20 protein-coding genes are annotated in these 21,820 nt (G+C 41.9%); 13 read left to right on the top strand and 7 right to left on the bottom strand.

Features of this window, described 5'->3' with window-relative positions:
- The first annotated feature begins 45 nt into the window (after positions 1-45).
- The 10 genes from DRF67_RS10615 to DRF67_RS10565 all read left to right on the top strand — a co-directional run bounded on the left by DRF67_RS10615 (position 46) and on the right by DRF67_RS10565 (position 11,498).
- On the top strand, positions 46-858 hold the full coding sequence (locus DRF67_RS10615) for a siderophore-interacting protein (protein WP_165851779.1): 813 nt from the start codon (positions 46-48) through the stop codon (positions 856-858).
- A gap of 79 nt (positions 859-937) precedes the next feature.
- A complete protein-coding gene (locus tag DRF67_RS10610; RefSeq protein ID WP_115928280.1) occupies positions 938-1,681 on the top strand; it encodes a DUF6796 family protein in 744 nt (247 codons plus the stop codon).
- Positions 1,678-3,399 carry an ABC transporter ATP-binding protein gene (locus DRF67_RS10605; protein WP_115928279.1) on the top strand — a complete coding sequence of 574 codons (1,722 nt, stop codon included), beginning with the start codon at positions 1,678-1,680 and terminating at the stop codon, positions 3,397-3,399. Before DRF67_RS10610 ends, DRF67_RS10605 begins: the two co-directional genes overlap by 4 nt.
- 190 nt (positions 3,400-3,589) lie before the next feature.
- Positions 3,590-4,198, top strand: a complete 609-nt coding sequence (locus tag DRF67_RS10595) for a TlpA family protein disulfide reductase (RefSeq protein ID WP_115928277.1) — start codon at positions 3,590-3,592, stop codon at positions 4,196-4,198.
- A 160-nt stretch (positions 4,199-4,358) separates the two neighbouring features.
- Positions 4,359-4,847, top strand: a complete 489-nt coding sequence (locus tag DRF67_RS10590) for a hypothetical protein (protein WP_123912725.1) — start codon at positions 4,359-4,361, stop codon at positions 4,845-4,847.
- Between the two features lie 52 nt (positions 4,848-4,899).
- Complete coding sequence (locus DRF67_RS10585; RefSeq protein ID WP_115928275.1) at positions 4,900-5,715, top strand: DUF3347 domain-containing protein; 816 nt, start codon at positions 4,900-4,902, stop codon at positions 5,713-5,715.
- 69 nt (positions 5,716-5,784) lie between these two features.
- Positions 5,785-6,348 (top strand): Crp/Fnr family transcriptional regulator, encoded by a 564-nt coding sequence (locus DRF67_RS10580; RefSeq protein WP_115928274.1) that lies wholly within the window; start codon positions 5,785-5,787, stop codon positions 6,346-6,348.
- Between the two features lie 105 nt (positions 6,349-6,453).
- The gene (locus DRF67_RS10575; RefSeq protein ID WP_115928273.1) at positions 6,454-6,843 is read left to right on the top strand and encodes a RidA family protein; all 390 of its coding nucleotides are present in this window, start codon (positions 6,454-6,456) and stop codon (positions 6,841-6,843) included.
- Between the two features lie 95 nt (positions 6,844-6,938).
- Complete coding sequence (locus tag DRF67_RS10570; RefSeq protein ID WP_115928272.1) at positions 6,939-7,727, top strand: SDR family oxidoreductase; 789 nt, start codon at positions 6,939-6,941, stop codon at positions 7,725-7,727.
- Between the two features lie 285 nt (positions 7,728-8,012).
- Entirely contained in the window at positions 8,013-11,498 is a 3,486-nt protein-coding gene (locus tag DRF67_RS10565) for a glycosyltransferase family 117 protein (RefSeq protein ID WP_115928271.1), read from the top strand.
- Positions 11,499-11,566: 68 nt separating this feature from the next.
- Here the strand turns inward: DRF67_RS10565 and DRF67_RS10560 are convergent, their stop codons facing one another.
- The 7 genes from DRF67_RS10560 to DRF67_RS10530 form a co-directional block, all read right to left on the bottom strand.
- Positions 11,567-12,019 carry a hemerythrin domain-containing protein gene (locus DRF67_RS10560; protein WP_115928270.1) on the bottom strand — a complete coding sequence of 151 codons (453 nt, stop codon included), beginning with the start codon at positions 12,017-12,019 and terminating at the stop codon, positions 11,567-11,569.
- Positions 12,020-12,084: 65 nt separating this feature from the next.
- Positions 12,085-14,328: a nitric-oxide reductase large subunit gene (locus DRF67_RS10555; protein ID WP_115928269.1), complete on the bottom strand. Its 2,244-nt coding sequence runs from the start codon at positions 14,326-14,328 to the stop codon at positions 12,085-12,087.
- A 12-nt stretch (positions 14,329-14,340) separates the two neighbouring features.
- Positions 14,341-15,066 (bottom strand): iron-sulfur cluster repair di-iron protein, encoded by a 726-nt coding sequence (ric, locus tag DRF67_RS10550; protein WP_115928268.1) that lies wholly within the window; start codon positions 15,064-15,066, stop codon positions 14,341-14,343.
- 42 nt (positions 15,067-15,108) lie between these two features.
- The gene (locus DRF67_RS10545; protein ID WP_115928267.1) at positions 15,109-15,531 is read right to left on the bottom strand and encodes a c-type cytochrome; all 423 of its coding nucleotides are present in this window, start codon (positions 15,529-15,531) and stop codon (positions 15,109-15,111) included.
- The gene (locus tag DRF67_RS10540; RefSeq protein WP_115928266.1) at positions 15,528-15,983 is read right to left on the bottom strand and encodes a hypothetical protein; all 456 of its coding nucleotides are present in this window, start codon (positions 15,981-15,983) and stop codon (positions 15,528-15,530) included. The genes DRF67_RS10545 and DRF67_RS10540 overlap by 4 nt, the downstream gene beginning before the upstream one ends.
- A gap of 57 nt (positions 15,984-16,040) precedes the next feature.
- A complete protein-coding gene (locus tag DRF67_RS10535) occupies positions 16,041-16,472 on the bottom strand; it encodes an RrF2 family transcriptional regulator (RefSeq protein WP_115928265.1) in 432 nt (143 codons plus the stop codon).
- A gap of 88 nt (positions 16,473-16,560) precedes the next feature.
- The gene (locus tag DRF67_RS10530) at positions 16,561-17,373 is read right to left on the bottom strand and encodes an AraC family transcriptional regulator (RefSeq protein ID WP_115928264.1); all 813 of its coding nucleotides are present in this window, start codon (positions 17,371-17,373) and stop codon (positions 16,561-16,563) included.
- Between the two features lie 133 nt (positions 17,374-17,506).
- Between DRF67_RS10530 and DRF67_RS10525 the strand changes: the two genes are divergently transcribed.
- The 3 genes from DRF67_RS10525 to DRF67_RS10515 are packed head-to-tail and all read left to right on the top strand — an operon-like array spanning position 17,507 to position 21,484.
- Positions 17,507-18,829: a TolC family protein gene (locus DRF67_RS10525; RefSeq protein ID WP_115928263.1), complete on the top strand. Its 1,323-nt coding sequence runs from the start codon at positions 17,507-17,509 to the stop codon at positions 18,827-18,829.
- A 5-nt stretch (positions 18,830-18,834) separates the two neighbouring features.
- Positions 18,835-19,899, top strand: a complete 1,065-nt coding sequence (locus DRF67_RS10520) for an HlyD family secretion protein (protein WP_115928262.1) — start codon at positions 18,835-18,837, stop codon at positions 19,897-19,899.
- On the top strand, positions 19,892-21,484 hold the full coding sequence (locus DRF67_RS10515; protein ID WP_115928381.1) for an efflux MFS transporter permease: 1,593 nt from the start codon (positions 19,892-19,894) through the stop codon (positions 21,482-21,484). The genes DRF67_RS10520 and DRF67_RS10515 overlap by 8 nt, the downstream gene beginning before the upstream one ends.
- The last annotated feature ends 336 nt before the right edge of the window (positions 21,485-21,820 follow it).

Raw genomic sequence — 21,820 nt, 5'->3', positions numbered from 1 at the left:
GAAGAAAAAATGATAACAGGGGAATTCCCCGATAATAACTTAAGTATGAAAAATTTTAAAACCATCCAGGCTGCACTCAGTGTCAGCAGAAAAGAATACATAACTCCGCATTATATAAGAATTTTTCTGACAGGCGATGATGTGCCTTTAATAGCGAATACCACAGTGGGAGTAAATAATAAGATCCTGATTCCGCCTAAAGAAATCAATACCATTCACTTTCCTGAATTCGATTATGATAAAATGGCATGGAAACCCCAGTCCGAAGACATCCGTCCAAGCATAAGAACCTATACCCACAGAGGCATTGATCTTGAAAACAATGAAATATGGATTGATTTTGTGGCACACGGTGATGAAGGTCCTGCGTCGGCATGGGCAATAAACTGCAAACAAGGCGATGTGCTGGGAGTCATGATGAAAGATGGAAAAACTGAACTTTATGGCAAAGCGGAAAATTATCTTTTGGTGGCCGACGCAACAGGAATTCCGGTATTGGCTGCCATTCTGGAAGATCTTCCGGATACCGCCCGTGGTACCTGCATCATTGAGGTTCATGGTAAGGAAGATGAACAGGATCTGGAAACGGCTGCAGATATCAATTTTATATGGCTTCACAATAAACGCCCCCAACGGGGCAGTAAACTGGCTGAAGCGGTACATCAGCAGCAGCTGCCTGAAGAATCACGCTCAGGTTACGTGGCTGCAGAATTTTCTACAGTAAAAGAGATCAGGAGCTACCTAAGAAAAGAAAAACACTGGAAACAGGAAGAGCTGTATGCTTATTCCTATTGGAAAGCAGGGGTGGCCGAAGATAAATCTGCCATGGACAGACACCGGGAAAATGCAAACAGTTAAGCACAATAAAATACAGCTCAATGATGTCCTGTATAAGGTAAATTCAGGACCCGAATTTATGACACATAATTATTAGAAAATGAACTATTCAAAAAAAATAAACTGGTCTTTTGCAGCGGCCATTATGGTATCGGTATGTTGGTTAATCGGCGATATTTTTGTAGCCGGTTTCGATCCCAATCCGGCTGATTATCCGTTGTTTTCAAAAACATACGCCGGGCAGGCTGATTTGGAATTTGCCACTTTAATGCTCGAAGGATCTACTTCCAGACTGATGTTCGGGGCGCTAATAGGGGCACTTACAGGTCCTTTGCTGCTTCCTGCGACATGGCTGGTATATCAGTTTTTTAAAGACACCCAAAAATGGTATGCCGTCTCTGTATATTGGGTGCTGCTGGCTGGAGCGGTGCTGTCTCCTTTGGGGCATGCAGGATTTTTTTATGTGGGTGAGATTTATAAAGCGGTATATCACACAGATGCTGCTTCCCATCCCTATCTTCTGGAAACAGGAAGAAGTTTTATGAAAATGCTGAATATCGCATGGGGTGCGGCCATAGGTGTTTTAGCGATCGGCTGGATTTCATTTGCGGTATGCATTCTTTTAAATAAAACCCTGCTTCCGAGGTGGATGGCTTTAGTGACTCCGTTTATCCTCACCTTGCTTATTATTCCGTTGAAAGGCTTTTTACCGCTTCCTTATTCCGGGTGGGTTGGCGGAGCGATATTCAATATTGCATATCTGATATTTTTCAGTTCATTGCTTTTCCTCTTCAGAAAGAAGCTGCTGAAAGAATATGTAATGCTTAAAAGAACCTTAGCATGATAAAGAACCTGAAATACGTGACCTCCTTTAACCCAAAAGATACCAGGAATGTAGCTTTTATGGAAATCATACACAGCCTTTTCATTGCTGCGCCGTCAGGGATTTTGCTGATTGTGGTTTGGGAACTGTTCTCAGAAAGACCAGATACGGGAAGAATATGGACGGTGGTAGCATTGATGGCGGTAATGCTCATGGTGCAATTCTTTGTAGCGTCCCGTTCTATGGTGCGGTCCAATCTTTTGGTCTATGACCTTTCCACAAAACTCCGTATTAAGCTGGGAAACCATATTCAGAAATTTTCTTTGGGATTCTTCAAACAGAAAGATCCGGGGGAGATTGCATCGGTGGTCCTGCAGGATGTGGCGAATTTCGAAGGAATATTCGGGCACAGTATCGGGAACCTCGCTTCTGCAGCCTTTGGAACGGTTGTGTTATCCGTATTCTTACTCATCTATGACTGGAGGTTGGCCCTTTGCCTGTTGCTGGCTTTACCATTGATCTATCCTTTTTTAAGGATCGCCAATTATTTCGTAAGCCGTCTGGGAAGAAAGCAGATCGCTGCCCGCAATACCGTGGGAGCCAGGTTTCTTGAATATGTACAGGGAATCCGCCACCTCAAGTCTTATGGATTAACAGGGCAGAAGCATAAGAGTCTGGAAGATGCGTTCGACAAGCTGCGGAGAGAATGTATCCGTCTGGAAGCAGTACCCGGACCTTTTATTGTGACTGCAGCCATTGTATTTGAAATAGGATTTATTTCAATGGTAGCTCTGGGACTGTATTTCCTGCTTCACCAGTCGGTCACGGTACCGGTGCTGATCACCTTCCTGATTATGGGATACAACCTCTACAATCCGCTAAAAGTGGTTATGGTAGATTATCTGGTCCTGAGATATATGAATGAAAGCCTGAACCGGATCATAGGGGTGCTGGAGGAACCTACTATGGAAACCGAAAAGAATGAACTTCCCCTGAATTATGAAATCAGGTTCAGGGATGTGAATTTCGGCTATCAGGAAAAGAGGACTCTTCAGCATATTAATTTTACCGTTCCGGAAAATTCAATGCTTGCGTTGGTGGGACATTCGGGATCGGGGAAAACAACGGTTGCATCGCTGATTGCCAGATTTTGGGATGTTGATGAGGGAAGCATTACCGTGGGCGGCACTGATATCAGAAATATCAATCAGGATACTTTTTACAGCATGATCAGTGAAGTTTTCCAGGAAGTATATCTTTTTGATGATACCATCTATAACAATATTAAGATCGGAAATCCCGGGGCTACCGATAAAGCGATATATTGTGCTGTTGAACAGGCGCAGTGCCTGGAGTTTATCAGTGAATTGCCGGATGGGATCAACACCAGGGTAGGTGAGGGAGGAAACAGGCTTTCAGGAGGCCAGAAACAGCGGATCAGTATTGCCAGGGCTCTGCTGAAAGATGCTCCCATTGTTTTGCTGGATGAAGCAACGGCCAGCCTTGATCCAGAAAATGAAATCCACATCCAGCGCGCCATTCAGGAACTGGTAAGGTCTAAAACGGTCATTGTTATTGCTCATAAGCTTTCTACCATACAAAACGCCGGACAGATTCTCGTTCTCAAAGAAGGTGAAATTGCAGAAAGAGGAAATCACAAAGAGCTTTTACATAAAAACGGAATCTACCGTACAATGTGGGATCTCCAGCAGCAGTCAAATGGCTGGAAAGTAAAATAAAACACAAATTTATATTTAACTATGCTAAAGATGGATGGAGGGGATTCTTTACCTTTGGAAAAGCATCACCTGATGTAGTGGCGGCCTTTAAATCCGAAGATTTAAAGGCCTTTTTTGATATGAACGTGCCCGGCTCTGCATTTGATCCAAATATTTATCTTATATTGCCTTAAAGAATTGCCGGAAACCTATGGAAAATGTGAAAAAATGGAGCAGCAGCAACTGGTCAACGCTGATCCTTGTTATTGTGTTTGTGACATTACTGGTCAGCCCGGATGCCAAAGCATGGCTGATGAGACAGGTGGCCTCAACAGGTGTACTGAACTCCGGTATGTCCAGGTCAGAAATAAAAGACGACGAAGCCACTGCCATATTTTCGTATGCTGATTTTACTTTAAAAGACCCTTCAGGTACAAAGGTTCATTTGTATGATCTGAAAGGGAAAGTGGTTTTTATCAACTTCTGGGCTTCATGGTGCCCTCCGTGCCGTGCCGAATTTCCATCTATCCAGAAATTTTATGAAAAATACAGGAGTCATCCGGATGTCGCTTTTATAACCGTTAACCTTGATGATGATCCTGTGCTGGGTCAGAAATATATGGAAGAAAAAGGATTTACCATTCCCTTTCTGCGTCCTGCAAGCGCAGTTCCGAAAACGCTATATGATGGTACACTACCTACGACGGTAGTGCTGGATAAAAAAGGGAAAATCAGGCTGCATCATAAAGGACTTGCAGACTACAGTAAAGATTCTTTTTATACAGATATTGATGTACTGGTGAAGGAAACGGGTCTTTAACGTTGGAGCGATATCTCACGAGGAAGTAATTTTAATCCGTTTACTGTAATATCCCTGAATTCCCCTATTACAACGATCACCAATATCCTGTAAATTTGTTCTCCGGTGACTGATCGCATTGACAGAAAATAGAAAATAATAACCATGAATAAACATTGCTATGACTTCTTTTAAACCCATGCCGGTTGAAACAATAGAAGCCAGCATTTTAAAGGAAATAAAAACTTTCCGGAATTTCCCTGTGACGGTTGACTTTCCTTGTCCTGAAAAATATAAAAAACTGGTGGCCTCTATTCAAACGATGGAGATCTCTTCAGAAACATTTCTTTACAGCGTGGCTGAAGCAGTTAACGAAAATAAAGAATTCCAGCTGAAGGAGTACTGGTGCTTTGCCGGAAACGGACAGGGAGACCGCTGGTTTTTGAACATGGAAGGGGCCGTTTTTTTCTATGATCACGATGCTGATGAAACTCTAATACCTATGAACATTACATTTGAACAATGGCTTCAGATGGCTTATCTTATCAGTGATCTGGATACCTGCCTGGAGGATTACGATGAGATCTCCGAGTCTGTACGAAAAGCATTCTATAAAGCTCTGAATACCATTCAGGAAGGGTTGGCTGAAAAATATCCGTTTATGGTATAATAAATTTGCTTAGCAATAAGGAGGTTACAAAAATGATATTCAAAATTAAAATATGAAGAAAAGTATATGGTTATCGGGGTTTTTGATGGTCATAGCCACTCGCGCACAAATCAAAAATGAACAGACCGGAACTTTCCGGGTAAAAGGTGAATGCAGTCTGGCAAAACGCTTGATAGAGCAGGCAGGAAACCGGAAAGATATTGCAAAAGTACAGTTTGATCCCTCATCAAAGACCATTGCCATAGCCTATGACCGTAGTAAAACGACAGCTAATGAAATACTGAAAAGAATCGCAGACGCAGGATTCGATAATGATGAATACTTTGCACCCAATAAGGCCTACGGACAATTGCCCGAAGGCTGCCGGTACAGCCGCCAGCTGGAAATGCCCAGGGAGCTTACTCCAGAAGAAAAAAAAGCAAGGACAAAGATTGATATTCCAAAAGATAAAAACCAGTTAAGAACCATCTTCGATTTATATTTTGGGATGAAAGAGGCTTTTGTAGAGACTCATCAGGGAAAAGCGGCAGATGAGGCAGAAAAATTGCTGGCTGCGATGGTCAACCTTCAAAGAAACTCACTGATCACCGGAATCATGACCGCTAAAGAAGTTTCGCTGATGAAGCTTAGGACCCAGAATATTTCCCAGGAAAAAGATATTGATAAGCAGCGCAAAATATTTGCTGATCTCTCTGTGATGATTCATACACTGGTAAAAACAGCAGCATTGGATTATCCCGTTTATTACCAGAGCTGTCCCATGTTTAAGGGTGGGTCAAACTGGCTGAGCAAAGATCAGGAGATTAAAAATCCTTTCTATGGAAGCGAGATGCGTACGTGCGGAAGCACGATAGAAACAATAAAGTAAACCTCTGGCAAAAACACAGATGCATTATAGAACATTACTTCAAAGCAAACATATAATTTTGAATAGAGCATGTTGGAGCAGCTAAGAACCCATATCGGAAAAGTGGTTCCTCTGGAAGAAGAGGAATTTGAATTGATCGCATCCTGCTTCACGTACAGGAAATACAAAAAGCATCAGTTTTTAATTCAGGAAGGTGAGGCGGTAGCGTACAACTATTTTGTGTTGAAAGGGCTACTGAAACTGGTGTATACCGATGAATCCGGGAAAGAACATATCGTAGGATTTGCGATGGAAGACTGGTGGGAAACTGATTTTCCAGCCTACTACCTGGGGAAAAAAGCCACAATGTCGCTTGAATGTGTGGAAGATACAGAAGTTCTATGCCTTAAGCTGGAAGATTACAGAAGACTATGTGCAGCATTGCCGAAACTGGAACATTTCTTTCTTGAAAAAGCCTATCTGGGCTATATCGCTGCACAACAGCGTATTGTTTCTACCATGACAACGGGAATCAAAGAAAGATATGAACAACTTTTGTCGAAATATCCTTCTCTGGTGCAGAGAGTTCCAAAGTCTCTTCTTGCAGCCTATCTGGGCGTTTCCAGGGAAACTTTAAGCCGTCTTTATCCTTAAAATGTGATTTTGCTCACTGCATAATTGTGATTCCGGTCACACAGATCTGCCGTCGGTATTCTGCAACTTTGCAGAGTAAATGTTTAATAAAAATCAACAGCGACAATGGAAAAAAGAACAGTAAATCCGTGGACATGGCAGGACGGGCGCAGTTATGCCCAGGCCGTAGAAGTAAAAAATGTAGAAAGTACCCTGTATTGTTCAGGTCAGGCAGCGATCGATCCAGATGGGACATCAAGTGATAAAGATATGAAATCTCAATTGCAGCAGGCTATTGCCAACCTGGAAGAAGTCATCAGGACGGCAGGCTATGATTGCAGTGGAATTGTGAGACTGAATATTTATACTACCTCAACAGAAGAACTATGGCCTCATTTTCCGATTCTTCAGGAATGGATTGCAAAACATCAGATCACCCAGGCTGTAACGATGCTGCAAGTAACAGGGCTGTTTGAAACCCTGACAGTAGAACTGGAGGCAACGGTGGTCCGTTAAACCATTCTGAACTAAAAAGCCACAACCTTCAAGCCTGTTTTGGAGGTTTTTTTCTTACATTTGATAGCAATCAATCTGTAATCAATACGAGATCTATGAATATCCAACTTTTTTCAAAAAATGCGCTGGTAGGGGCCGCTACCCAGGGAATCGGAGCCGGAATTGCCACAGAGCTGGCAAAATGCGGGGCCAATGTAACGGTGATGGCCCGGAATGAGGAAAAACTAAAAAATAGTGTGTCATTATTGCCTCTCATTCATCCTGATCAGAAACATCAATATGTTGTCGCAGACTTTTCAGATTTTGACAACTATAAAAAAATCATTGCTGCCTTTTTTAAAGATCACTCCATCGATATTCTGGTCAATAATACCAATGGCCCGGAACCTGGCCTTGCGCTGGAAAAAGATGTTGAAGACTATCAGAGGGCATTTGATCTGCTTTTTAAAACAGTTTGTGAGACCACTTTGCTCGCTCTGCCTCATATGATACAGCAGGGAAGTGGCAGGATCATTAATGTTTCATCCCTGTCTGTAAAAGAGCCTATCGGCAGTCTCGCACTTTCCAATTCTATCCGTTCCGCGGTCATTGCCTGGGCAAAAACACTGTCCAACGAAATAGCGCACCATCAGATTACCGTTAACAATATTCTTACGGGATATTTTGATACTGAAAGAATACAGAATCTGATTCAGCATGAAGCAGAGCAGAGCGGTAAATCTCCTGATGAGATCAAAGCAGGCAGAGAGCATAAAATTCCTATGAAACGATTGGGGAAACCCGAAGAATACGGTCACCTTGTGTCCTTTCTGGCTTCAGAATATGCTTCTTATCTCACTGGCGCAAGTATTCCTTTGGATGGAGGATTGAACAATACCTATTAAATAAAGAATCTTTTCATAAAAACAAAAGCCTTCAGATCACTGTTCTGAAGGCTTTTCTTATATAGTAGAGGTACAATGGTATCAGTAGATCCGATGATGAATTTTCTACATTTTTGTCTGTCTCTGTTGAAATAAAATTCACGACTGAAAAGAAATCATCTTCAATTTCAAGGCAAAGCTTAAAAAATTGTTTCAGCTCAAATTTTTCGCCTTATCCATTTTTTTTTAGTATTAATGTAATAAGTTCTTTTCATCAGTTGTCCTATTAATATTGGAAAATATCATATGAAAAACGGGTCCTTTAAAAAACGGAACACCATACTGGGTTGGTTCCTTTTCGTTGTTGCACTGATTACCTATCTATCCACGATAGAGCACTCTCTGAGTTTTTGGGACTGTGGCGAATATATCTCTTCGGCAGTTAAGCTTGAGGTAACCCATGCTCCCGGAGCGGCTTTGTTTCAGATTGTAGGAGCGGTAGCCAGTATTTTTGCATTGGGTAACACAGAGAACTATTCCATTGTCATCAACGCGATGTCTGCATTATTCAGTTCGCTCACCATTTTGTTTCTGTTCTGGACGATTACCCATTTTCTAAGAAGGCTTTTAAACAAAGATTTTAAAAACATTTCCAGGCATCAGGAAATCGCCATTTTATCTGCAGGAGTTGTTGGAGCGTTATGCTTTACCTTTTCAGATACTTTTTGGTTTTCTGCGGTAGAAGGAGAAGTATATTCTATGGCATCCCTGTTTATTGCCCTTTTGGTATGGCTTATTACCAAATGGGAAAATGAATATCAGGCTGCAGACAGTGAAAGATGGATCATTCTTATATTTTTCATTATCGGACTCTCTGTAGGGGTGCACATGATGTGTATGCTTGCTATTCCGGCGATCTGTCTGGTATATTATGCCAGAAACTATGCGTTCACCTGGAGGAGTTTTATCGTAGCGAATCTCATTACTCTGGGAATTCTGGTTTTTGTTTTCAAAATTATTTTTCCTCTGGTGATGACGATATTCGGAAGACTGGAGATTTTCTTTGTTAATGGACTAGGCCTTCCTTTCCATTCAGGAACGGTGGCTGCATTTATTGCCATGGCAGTGATCTGCTATTTACTGGTAAAATATGCCCGAAAATCTAAGAGAAAGGTCTACCAGACTGCGGTTCTGTCACTCGTATACATGATGGTCGGCTTTTCATGCTGGCTGGTGATTCCGATCAGGGCGAACGCGAATCCTCCAATGAACCTTAATGATCCTGATACGGCCATCGGGATGAGAGACTATTACAACAGGGTACAGTATGGTGACTGGCCCACGATGTACGGACAGAATTATACTGCCTTTCTCGATAAAAAAGGGATCGAGAAAAATGACGATGGAAGTTATAAAACGGAGAAGACAGGAGATATTTATGAGAAAGATGAAAAAACCGGAACCTACCGAAAAACAGGTGAGCGGTTCAACTATATATTCAGTAAATCTCATATCAGTCTGATGCCAAGAATGTTTAATGAAGATAAAGATGTAATGTCCAATTATATAGCCTTATACGGAGCTCCCGACTTTACCTTTAATTATGATAATGAAGAAGCAGCTGACAATCCGCAGGCTCAGCAGATTTTTAAGGAACTGAAGGCCAAATACGAAAATAATTCGATAACGGCACAGGATTATCTGAAGGTAAAGCCTTACGACCTGATCAATGTGCAGCGTCCCTCGTTTGCACAGAATATGAACTATTTTATTTCTTTCCAGAACGGGTATTACTTTGTGAGGTATCTGATGTGGAATTTTGTAGGAAGACAGAATGACCTCCAAGGACATATGGAAAATACACAAGGTAACTGGATTTCCGGATTTTCTTTTATTGACAATGCTTTACTGGGAAATCAGGACCATATGCCGGCTAAGTTCAGGAATGAAAGCACGGTGAGATTTTTTTTCCTGCCGTTTATTTTAGGACTGATTGGATTCTTTTTCCATCTTAACAGGGATTTTGGAAGATTCTACGCTATACTGTCATTATTTATCCTGACGAGTGTAGGAATCGTTTTTTATACAGGGGTAAAACCTTTTGAGGTACGAGAAAGAGATTATGCGATGGTGGGCTCCTTCTATGCTTTTGCTATTTGGATTGGTCTTGGGGCGGGGGCTATCCTGTGGTTTCTTCAATCTAAACTAAAGTCAAAAGGTACCATTCTCATAATTGGAGCAGTGTTATTGGGAATTCCATTGATGATGGGATTCCAGAATTATAATTCCCATGACCGCAGCCGTAAGACTGCTGCCCGTGACTATGCCTACTCATTTCTGAGATCACTGCCAAAAGACGATATTGTTTTTATTTATGGAGATAATGATACTTTTCCGGTCTGGGCGATCCAGGAAACAGAACGTTTCCGTGATGATGTGAAAACAGTCAATTTTACCCTTCTGGCTATGCCATGGAGCATTGATCAGGTAAAAAGGAAAACCTACAATGCAATGGGAATTCCCGGACAGCTAACCCATGATGATTACAGGGATGGGGTAAATGATCAGGTGTACGTCATGAATAAAGAAGAATGGGAAGGCCTTTTTTCTACCCTTAAAGAGCAGGGCGCCCCGGACACGGCATTCAGCGAATTCAGAAAATACCTGACCCAGGATTCCATGACCCTGAAAGAAGCTGTAGATTTCATCAAATTCAAATCTCCTGAAAAAGATGAATTGCTAAAAATGTACTTTGGGGAAGAAAAATATGAGAAGTTTAATATCCTTCCGGTGAACAAATTTATTCTTCCTGTTAATAAAGAAAATGCTGTAAAAGCCGGAATAATCAGCCAGGCAGATCTTCCGGATACCGTGGATCATATTACGATCAGCTACAAGGCCAGTACCCTTTATAAAAGTAATCTCATGATGCTGGATATGCTGGCAGGCTTTGACTGGAAACGCCCGATTAATTTCTCGTCAGGCGGCATGTATGATAGCGAAAATATATTCTATCTCGATGACTACCTGCAGTTTGACGGCTTCAGCTACCGCCTGGTTCCCATCTATACCCCTCAAAGTCCGGAGGGTGATAAAGGAAGAGTGGATGCTCATTCCCTGTATCAGGTTGTGAAGAACTTCAGATGGGGAAATTTTAAAGATCAGCGCATTTATTATGATGAAACAGCGACATCCAATATTATAGGCTACAGAATGTCTGTGAGCAGGGCTGTTTCAGCACTTGTTGCCAGCGGAGAGCCAGGTAAAGCACGAGAGCTGCTGGATCTTGCTGCCAAAGAAATCCCAGCCGGAAAATATAATGACCCGCGCTCTCTGAGCTCGATCGTAACCGCATATATGGTAGCCGGTGAAGAAAAGAAAGGGCTTGACCTGGCAGAAAATCTTAAAAAAGAAATATTTGAAGAGTATGAGTATTACCTGAGTCTTTCACCAGCCTTTCAGTCGGCATCCGGAAAACAGATGCGGACCAAGCCGATGGAATACGCTTTAGGAGTTTCGGCAGTTACAGAAGCTTATAAAACCTTAGGACAAAATGAAAAAGCCTATGCCTATCTGATCAAATCCATAGAGCCGGTTGATAAGAAGTTCAATGCTTTTATCCAAATGCTTAAGAGGGTGGGAAAGGAGAAGGCAGTGAAAGAATCTGAAAAAATTCAGAAGATCGCTCCTTTTTATCAGTATTTATTTGATATAATGCAGCCATTCGACTCTGCCTATTCAAAAAAGAAAGAGGTTCAGATTACAACAGAAATCATTAAGGCAACGCAGTAAGTAAACCGGTCGTGATGACCAATAAAACCCTTCGGATCTTCAGATCAGAAGGGTTTTTAGTAATAACATTATTTCCAGAATTCATCAGGATGATTGTCTTTTTCGTCGAAGTGTATCCTGTCTAGTTCTTTTCCAATCTGTTCCAGGGTAGTCCAACTTAGTTTTTCTTCCAGATGTGGGAACCAGCTGCGCTCTTCAAAACGGATATGCTGTTCCAGAAGATCTGCAAAATCTTGGAACGGACCGGAATCCCCATAATTTTCGATCTGGGAAATTAACTTTTTTAGCCGTGTATGTTCCGATTGGATCCGAACTGTATACTCATCTTCAAGATAGGGAAACAGGATTTCTTCTTCCTTCCGGAAATGTTCTTCAAGATGATTTTTCCAGAAATAAAAGATATAATTTTTAATTCTGGCAGCTTCCACTTGCTTTTTCAAACCCTGCCTGATTTTCCAGCTGCAAAGCAATCCGAAATGATGATCCCGGGAAAGATGTACTATATTGTCATTACGTTTCATATATTCTGATTAAAATTAATGGAAAATAAAATTTTAGACATGAACTGATGGTACAGGTCGGGATTCTACCGTTTTTCTTTTAAAGACCATCCGAACTTCAGCCCTATGATAAAAATAACAAGCAAAAGTTCACCGGCAGCCAGTAAAATATCTCCGGGAACACGCATCCATCTCAGGAAATGCATGATGTCAGTCTGCATAAATTCTGCAGAACGGGCATACCAATAGCCCTCCTTAATGGAAGCTACAGACTGCATGATTCCTATCGGCAGGAGGCTTATTGTTACCATGACCAGAAGGCCAATATTGGTGAGCCAGAATGCCCAGCTTATCAGCTTATCGTTCCATTGCCTGTCCGGATACAGCCCTCTCAGGACGAACAGCATCAGTCCGATCCCTAAAATTCCATAGACCCCGAAGAGGGCAGCGTGTCCGTGAACAGCTGTGGTATTCAGTCCCTGGATATAATATAAAGCAATAGGCGGGTTGATGGCAAATCCGAAAATCCCTGCTCCCAGAAAATTCCAGAAACACATGGCTATGAAACAGTAGATCGGCCACTTATATGCTTTGATCCAACGGGTAGATTTGCTGAGCTGATAATTCTGATACGCTTCATACCCTATGAGGACAAGCGGTACAATCTCCAGGGCACTGAAAGTGGCTCCTAATGCCAGTACAGCGGTAGGTGTTGCACTGAAATACAAATGATGGAATGTTCCCAGAATACCTCCACCAAGGAAAATGATAGTTGAAAATAAGACGGCATTTGTTGCTGCTTTTAATCTCAGTAATCCCAGCCTTGTAAACAGGAAAGCCGCCACAACCGTTGCAAAGACTTCGAAGAATCCTTCTACCCAAAGGTGTACGACCCACCATCTCCAGTATTCTGCAATAGCCATATGGGTTTGTCTTCCGTACATTAGCCCTGCGCCATAGAACATTGCAATAGCTACAGAAGAAAGGGTGAATAACAACAGCAGATGCCGGTCTCCGTCTTTACGTTTCAAGGCAGGAAGTAGAGCTCTCACCATTAGTACCAGCCATAGAATAAGCCCGGTCAGCAATAAAATCTGCCAGATTCTTCCAAGTTCCACATACTCATAACCCTGATGTCCCCACAGGAAATTGTCCACCAGACCCAGCTTTTGCATAACGCCAAGCCACTGTCCCGTCAAAGATCCCAATACAACGATCAGTAAAGCTCCGAACAGGACATTCACACCCAGCTTCTGGTATTTAGGCTCGTGTCCCGAAACAGCAGGAGCAATGTACAGCCCCGTAGCAAGCCAGGAGGTAGCAATCCAGAAGATAGCCAGTTGCACGTGCCAGCTTCTGGAAACCGACTGCGGAAGAAACTCATCCAGCGGAATCCCATAAAATCCGCTTCCTTCCACGCCATAATGGGCCGTGACGACACCTGCAAGCATCTGGACCAGGATTAGTAATGCCACGACCCAGATATATTTCAATGTGGCTTTCATGGAAGCAGTAGGCTTCATATTCCGCATAGGATCTTCGAGAGGTAAAGCTTCACTTATTTCTTCTTCTTTATTTCTTGCATGGTAGAAGACCAGAAGACCTACACAGGCGAGAAGAAGCAAGACACTGAACCCTGACCATAAATGAAGCGATGGCGGCGGAACATTTCCCACAGACTCATCATGCGGCCAGTTGTTGGTGTAGGTTACATGATCCCCAGGCCTTTCTGTAATGCACACCCAGGAGCTCCAGGCAAAGAAGGCATTCATTTTAGCCATTCTGTCTGTGTCTTTGATGGTATTTTTGGGAATGGCATACTGGTCACGCAACTCAGCCATAGAGGAGTCATTCATAAACAATTTAGAATAATAAACGGCCAGCTGTTTCTGCACTTTTGCTCTCTCTGGCGAAAAAACAATAGCGTTATCGTTCCCGTCAAATGTATTGGTACGAAGTTCCTTTTTCAGCAATACCTGATACCGGGCCTGTTCCTCGTCAGGAAGTTCGGTGTAGATTTTTCCGTCTTTTTTAGCCAGTTCGTCCAGGAGGAGTACAGATTCCCGGTGAAGATAATCGGCGGTCCAGTCCGGGGCGATATAAGCACCATGGCCCCAGATACTTCCCACCGTCTGACCACCAATAGACTGCCAGACATTCTGTCCGTCCTTGATATCCTGTCCCGTAGCAAGTACGGTCCCATCTGTACAGATTACTTTTTCGGGAACAGGAGGCACTTTTCTGTAAATCTCGGTTCCGTAGAATATAAGAACGGCAAATGATACAACCATCACTGCTGCAAGCCATATCCAAAGTTTTTTAGGTGTCATTCAGGTCAGTTTTTAAGATGGGGTATTTAATTCTTTTTCCAGTCGGATGGCCTTTGGGAAGAGGATGTTGTTTTCCAGATGGATATGTTTGTGCAGGTCATTTTCAAAATCCTGGAGCGTGGCAAATGCTACTTTATATGTATTACAGGCATCAGCGGGCGGTAGGTATTCATTAGTGATCTCAGCAATTTTCCGGAACCGGTCGCCTTCTACGGTATGCTCATGCTGCATCATAGCCACCGGATTTTCAACGGTTCCGAAAACAGGGTGGGGAACAGGTGTTCCGGATATTTTGGCTTTCATCATATTTCTTACGAAAGGAAACAGGATGAGTTCCTCTTTTTTCATGTGGGCAGAGAGGTCCTGAGCTGATTCGTTAAATAAGGACATTACTTCAAACAATTCCGGATGTCTTCCCCCATGCACTCGACATAGTTTATCCAAAAATGCCTGAAGAACGGCGGTCTTTTCTTCTACATACCGGTGGTGTGTTTTTTCAATATAATCAGCTAGAAGATCCAACGGCCAGCTGTTGAAATCGATCACAGAATCTGAACTGTCGGGGAGAGATCCGAGGTCTGCGTAAACGTCTTCAGGATTGAGCATTTTGTTGCTGCATGCATCTTCAATGGTTCTTCCGCCTTTACAGCAGAAGTCAATTCCGTGTTTTTTAAAAATAGCAGCTGTTCTGAAGTCTTCTGCTACCATATCTCCGATAAAATCTGTTTTTGTGTTCATAATATAATACTTTTTTGTCTTTTATTATTTTAAATTTTTTAATTACTTTTTTAGTGAAAGAATATATTTCACCATCTGTTTAGCATTGTCTTTACTTAATCCTTCATGAGGCGTCATGGGAATATCTCCCCAGTTTCCTTTTCCTCCCTCGATGATTTTCTGAGCCAGTTGATCAATATCCGATTCTGTGTATTTTGCAGCCACATCCTGGTAAGAAGGTCCTATTACTTTTGCATCGATCTTGTGGCAGGCAAGACAGTCGGCGCCTTCAATGAGCTTAAATCCGGGGTCATCTGAAACAGGAGTTATAGCAACAGGTTCGGGAGTAACAACCGGTTGTGGAGCCTGTTGTCCCGTGGACGGTTCAGGGATGGGAATGGGCGTTGTTTCGTTTTTGCCGGAACATGACATGGAGATCAGTACCCAGATCAATATCATTGCTGTAGGGATTACCAGTGCTTTCATAATGAATACTTTTTATTTTTTTTAAATTGTAATGCAATAGCGGTTATCATAAGAATAGCTTTCGCTATTTCAGTGTTGATGAAGTAATCATGCAGTGCAGTAGGGGCCAGTGTTTTTCCGGAGGAAAGTGCATCAACCCGGGCATCAAGAACCGGCAGCATCCAAAACTGCTCTGAAGCTTGGAGCAGGAACAAAAACGTCATGATATAAAAATCTGATTTTGTATAGTTTTTCCGGCTGATCAGCATAAGGCCCAAAATAAGAACCAGGAAAAACCACTGGAGGGCAGTGGATACTCCGAACATCAGTTTACCCAGCCCCAGGGCTATGGGAAGAGTGATTCCCTCAACCTGAAACTTCAAAGGCGTTTCTATGAAACTTATGGTTATAAAGACTCCTGTCATCAGACAGAAGGCCGTCAGCACCAAAGGATTTTTAAGGTAAAATTTCATAATTTTTGTATTAAATATATTAAGACCTTTTTATCTTTTATTGGAGTAAATTTTTTTTTAAACCTTCAGATGGGTTAATCTTAAATCCAGATTATCAACAAACATCTGTATCCTAGAGTTTTCAAGCATCACGCGAAGATCCTGTCTGATACTTTTAAACTGGTCATGAAGCGGACAGGGATGAAGCTCAGAACATTGATCGAGCCCCAGTCCACAGCCTGAAAACAGTTTGTCACCATCAATCTCCCTTACAATATCAGCAATAGAAGTATCCAGGTTTTTCTGGTCCATATAAAAGCCTCCGTTCGGTCCTTTAGCAGACTGTACAAATCCTTTCCTGCTCAGGTCCTGAAGAATTTTAGCAATAAAATGTTCCGGAGAATGAATGCTTTTTGAAATATCTTTAATCCCGACCCTGCTGTCATTTTTCGACTGCTGGGCAATATAGATTAAAGCGCGTAGAGCGTATTCACAGGTTTTGGAAAACATTTTTTTATACTTTTACACTACAAAGATATAAAGTTATTTTTAATAAAGGATAAAAAACTCTTTTATTTTTTTATTGTGCTGACAAAGATCAGGTGGAGGTATTTTTAAAAGCTTTGCTGCTTTTTCTGAGATCCGAAGGTCTGGACCGGGTAAATTCATGAAACGTATCACTGAATGCACTGACGGAACTGTACCCGACATCATCAGCAATTTCACTGATCGATTTGTCAGTATTTAAAAGCAGCTCAATCGCCTTAATGATTCTCAATGTCTTAAGATACTGAAGAAAAGAAATATCCATATCTGCCTTAAAGAGGCGTGACATCGACCGCTCACTAAGGCCAAATCTTGTGCTTACATTCGCCAGCGTATGCTTTTCCCCGATATTCCATTCCAGGTAAGAGACAATTCTCATCATTTGCTTATTGTGGGTAGCAGGAAGGATGATGGGTAAAGGCTGTTTGTGGGTTTTGGGAAGGATCTTTTTTAAAGCGATTAGAAATTCAAAATTTTCATCCTCAGCAGTAATATGCTTTTCATCCCATATTTCCGTATACTTAATCATCTGGATCAGAAGCTCAGACGCGGGGTAGATCCCGAGTCTTCCATAGAAAGGATCTGAACCGTCATCATGGGCATAAAAATATAGAGAATGCAGGACCGTTGCGGAGTGGCCGACTTCTAAAATGTGTTCCATACCCTGGGGAATCCAGAAAAAATGTCTCGCGGGCACTACATACGTACGGTTATCGATGGTAATATAGGCAATACCTCCTTCTACATAGCTCAGCTGTCCTTTCGTATGCTTATGAAAAGGGATCAATTTTTCTGATTTTTCATGCATGACAAAGACACTTTTAGCATGTTCATCTATGTGAGGAAGTGCAGCAATTAATCCCATAAAAAAAGAATTGAATCCAATGAAAATGCAAATATAATCATTTGGCCGGAATCATGTAAAACTTGACTATTTTAGATAAAAATATTTTCAAGATTGAGAATAAATTTGCACTGCAATAATTCGAAAAATTCTGATGAAAATTTATATCACCGGATTGCTGGTACTGGGAATTACCTATGCTGCACAAGCCCAGACAGGCAGTCTCCGAAATGATACCATCCGGCTCTCTCTAAAAGAAGCATGGCAAAAAGCGGAAGAAAACAGCCGTCATATTAAAATCAATACAATCAATGTAGACATTGCAGAAGCTGAAGTAAAAGATGCCCTGCGGGAACGGCTGCCTGAGATAGGCGTGAAAGGATCTGTAGAAAAAGCCTCCAACATCCCTATTTATGAAAACGGAATTTTTTCCAAACCCACTCAGCATGAGGTTATTCATACCCTCTACCGGGCCGGAGCCGATTTTTATCTGAATATTTATAACGGAAATAAACTGAACCTCAAAATCAAAGAGAATCAGACCCTTCAGAAGGTATACAAAATAAGAAAAGAACAGGCCGTATCGGATATTCACTACAAAACAGCAACCCTTTATCTTGAACTGCAGAAGACTTTTATTTTCAGAGATCTTATCAAAAAGGATATTGCTGATCAGGAGGTACAGGTGAAAGAAATAAAGGCGCTCTATAAGAATGGAGTGGTCCTGAAAAGCGATGTATTAAGGATTGAACTTGAGCTTTCCAAGCGGAAAATGACGCTGATCACCATAGAAAATGATATTCTTATTGCTATGCAGAAGCTGAATATAATCTTAGGGATTCCCGATGGTGAGGTAGTGATTCCTGAAGCTCCCTTCAGTGACTGGAATGAAAGCATCACCTATGAAGAGTCTCTGAAACAGGCATTACAGCATTCTTTCGATTATCACGTTTCCGAACAGCAATCTGAGCTCAGCAGAATTAAACTGAAGCAGGTAAAAGCTAATGTACGACCCAAAATCGGGATGTATGGAGAATTTTACTATGCCAATCCACAGATTTTCCTGTATCCATACAATCCGGATTGGTACTCATTGGGGATTGTAGGAGTGAAGGCTTCTTTTTCCCTATCCTCTCTGTACCACAATACCCAAAAGGTAAAAGCAGCCACCCTGGAATTTGAAAAGGAAGAAGAAGCCCATAAAAATACGGAAGACCAGTTAAGGCAGCAGGTGAAAGAAGCGTATCTCAGATATCAGGAGACGCTGGAACAGATAAAGCTGGCTGAAACTAATGTTGCGCAGGCTAAAGAAAATGCCAGGATTATCAAAAATACCTACTTCAGTCAGACTTCTCTTATTACGGAGCTTTTGGATGCTGATATACAGCTTCTTCAGACAAAATTTGAACTGGAGGCCGCCAAAATCATGGCCCGCAACAATTACTATTTACTACAAAATATAACAGGTACTTTATAAAAACAATGAAAAAAAAATATACCCCCACGGACCGGCTGATTACTAAAATTACAGGCTGGATCGCCGTATGTATCGTCGCTGCACTTGCTGTATGGGGCAGCGTTAGTCTTAAGAATTATTATCAGTACGAGCAGACCAATGATGCTCAGGTTCAGGAATACCTCAATCCTGTCATTTCAAGAGCAGGCGGATTCATTGTCGCCGTCAGATTTGAGGAGAATCAGGAAGTGAAAAAAGGGGATACCCTTTTGCTGATCGATAACCGGGAATATGTTCTTCAGCAAAAGCAGACTCAGGCTGCCCTTCAGAAAACCTGGGCACAGCTTAAAGTCCTGGAAAGCAACACCGGCACTACAGAGAAAGAAGCGGCCGCAGCACAGGCTCAGGTAGATGCCAGTAAGGCAAAAGTATGGAAACAGCAGCTCGATTATAACAGGTACGAAAAACTGTACCATGAAGAATCGGCTACAAAACAACGGCTTGAAGATGTAAAAGCAACCCTGGATGTCAATGAAAGTGAGTACCGGTCTTCTCAGGATACCTATGCTGCCTCTGTTTCAAAAATACATGATATTCAGGCAGAAAAAACTGTGGTACAGGCAGAGATAGCCAGGCTGCAGGCATTACTGGACCGCCATCGGCTGGATGTCAGCTATACCGCAGTGATTGCGGCATATGACGGAAGAATGGGACGGAGAACCGTAGAGGTCGGTCAGATGATCGATGCCGGAGATACTCTTGCATTTATCGTGAATAATGAAACCGATAAATGGGTAGTGGCCAATTATAAGGAAACACAGATTAAGGATATGCAGATTGGTGATCACGTGAAGATCATTGCCGATTCCTACCCGGACCGGGAATTTCAGGGAACGATCATATCCCTTTCACCAGCGACCGGATCAAGTTTTTCGCTTTTGCCTCCGGATAATTCCACGGGAAACTATGTGAAAATCGTACAGCGTATTCCTGTGAGAATCAGAGTGGATGGAAAACGAAAAGATATTGACGTTCTAAAGTTGGGAATGAATGTCAATGTATATGCTCATAAAAAGCACTCCAATGGCTAAAAGAAAAATGCCGTTTTTCAAACGGTGGGCACCGGAATGGCTGATTAAGATTATCCTCTTTTCGATGACATTGCCAGGGATTATTATTTTTTTTCTTCCCCTGGCCAATCTCAATGCTGCGGCAGGATATTATGGGAGTGAACCTGCTGACATTCAGTTTGCAGTGGCTTTATTTTATGCCGGATATGTTGGGTTTTACAGCCTGGAAAGAAGATTTTTCAGTTTCCTGGCTGCTAAAGAATACTTCCTGTTATTCACCACTTTACAAATATTGGCCTGCCTGATATGTTATTGTACCCATGATATTTATATCCTTTTTCCTGTACGTTTTATACAGGGAATGTTATTCGCAGGAAACGTTAACCTGTCGCTGACTTTAATTTTTACTCGCCTGAACAGCGAGCGAGGGCGGGAAATCAGCTTTTCTGTGTTCTTCGGAATCCTGATCTGTGCGCTGCCTTTCAATAATCTGATTACAGCGGAGCTGATAGATTCGTACAATTTCAATATCGTTTATAAAACGGCTATTTTTTCCTACCTGCCCGGACTCTTTTTTCTGACGCTCGCCATGAGCAATTACAGAACCCATGCCAGATTTCACCTTTATAAGCTCGACTGGCAAAGCTTTGTGGTATTCAGTACAATATTGCTGCTTACAGGATATATTGCCATTTACGGCCAGGAGTATTATTGGCTGGAAGATTTCCGGATTTTGGGGAGCGTGATCATCATTGTTATTTTAGCAGGAGTATCCATCTTCCGGCAGCATTCCATCAAAAGGCCTTATATTGACCTGCGTATTTTCGGATACCGGAATTTCAGGGTGGGTCTGCTGATTCTTTTTATCATGTATATCTGTCGTTTTGCTTCGGGAATTACCAATACTTTCTTTGCAACAGAGCTCCATCTGGATCCTTTTTACATTTCTTATATCAATATTTTTAATCTTTCAGGACTTATTTTCGGAGTTATTGTTGCCTGCTGCATGGTGCTCCAAAAAAAGAAAATACAGTACATCTGGGTACCTGGCTTTTTGCTGCTTTTTCTGTTTCATCTGCTCATGTATTTCTCTTTTGATATCCAGGCTGATGAATTCAATTATTTTATTCCCTTGTTCCTGCAGGGGCTGGGTGTAGGATTGATTATGGTTCCCACCATTATTTTTATTATATCTTCAGTTCCGGCATCTATCGGACCTTCGGCAGCGGCGGCGGCACTTACAATACGCTATCTGGGATTCTGCGCCAGCATAGCGCTGATTAATTTTTTCGAACTTTTTGAGAAGAGCCGCCATTACAACGCTTTTCAGGATCATCTAACCGCTGTAGATCCGGCAGTAAAAAGTTTTCTTCATCAGCAGGTAGCCAGGCTCATGGCCAAAGGAATGTCTGAAGACCACGCAGTGAAAGCTGCTAATAAATTACTGCTTGAAAGAATGAATGTTCAGGATCATGTGCGTTTCGCAATGGATTATTATGAAATGATGATGTGGCTGCTGGCCGCTTCATTACTTTTAATTCTTCTTTTTCCCTATCTGAACCGTACCGTTCTTTATTTAAAGTCCCGCAGATTATCACCTGCATAAAATGGATGGGGAAAAGTGTCGTATTTTCATCAAATAGTAAAAGAGTGTAGCTGTTTCAGCTTATTTTATAGTTAGAGTGATTGGGGACTGCATGATAAAGCAGTCCCTTTTTTGTGAACAAAAGTCATGTCGATGAATACGCAAAATAATTGAGAAAATGTTCCTGTTTGATGAATAGGACGCTTATGCATGATGATGGGAATGAGACAGCTTATCTGTAGGCTTTTTTGCGAGATAGGCTATTTATATAAAAAAACCTATGATCGTAAATAATTTATTAACAGATGCTTGTCTGGAAACGGGCTGAATTTCTGATAAAAATGTCTCGAAAAATTT

Source organism: Chryseobacterium pennipullorum, assembly GCF_003384725.1.
GTDB classification, from domain to species: domain Bacteria; phylum Bacteroidota; class Bacteroidia; order Flavobacteriales; family Weeksellaceae; genus Chryseobacterium; species Chryseobacterium pennipullorum.
This window is presented reverse-complemented; position numbering and strand designations above follow the sequence as displayed.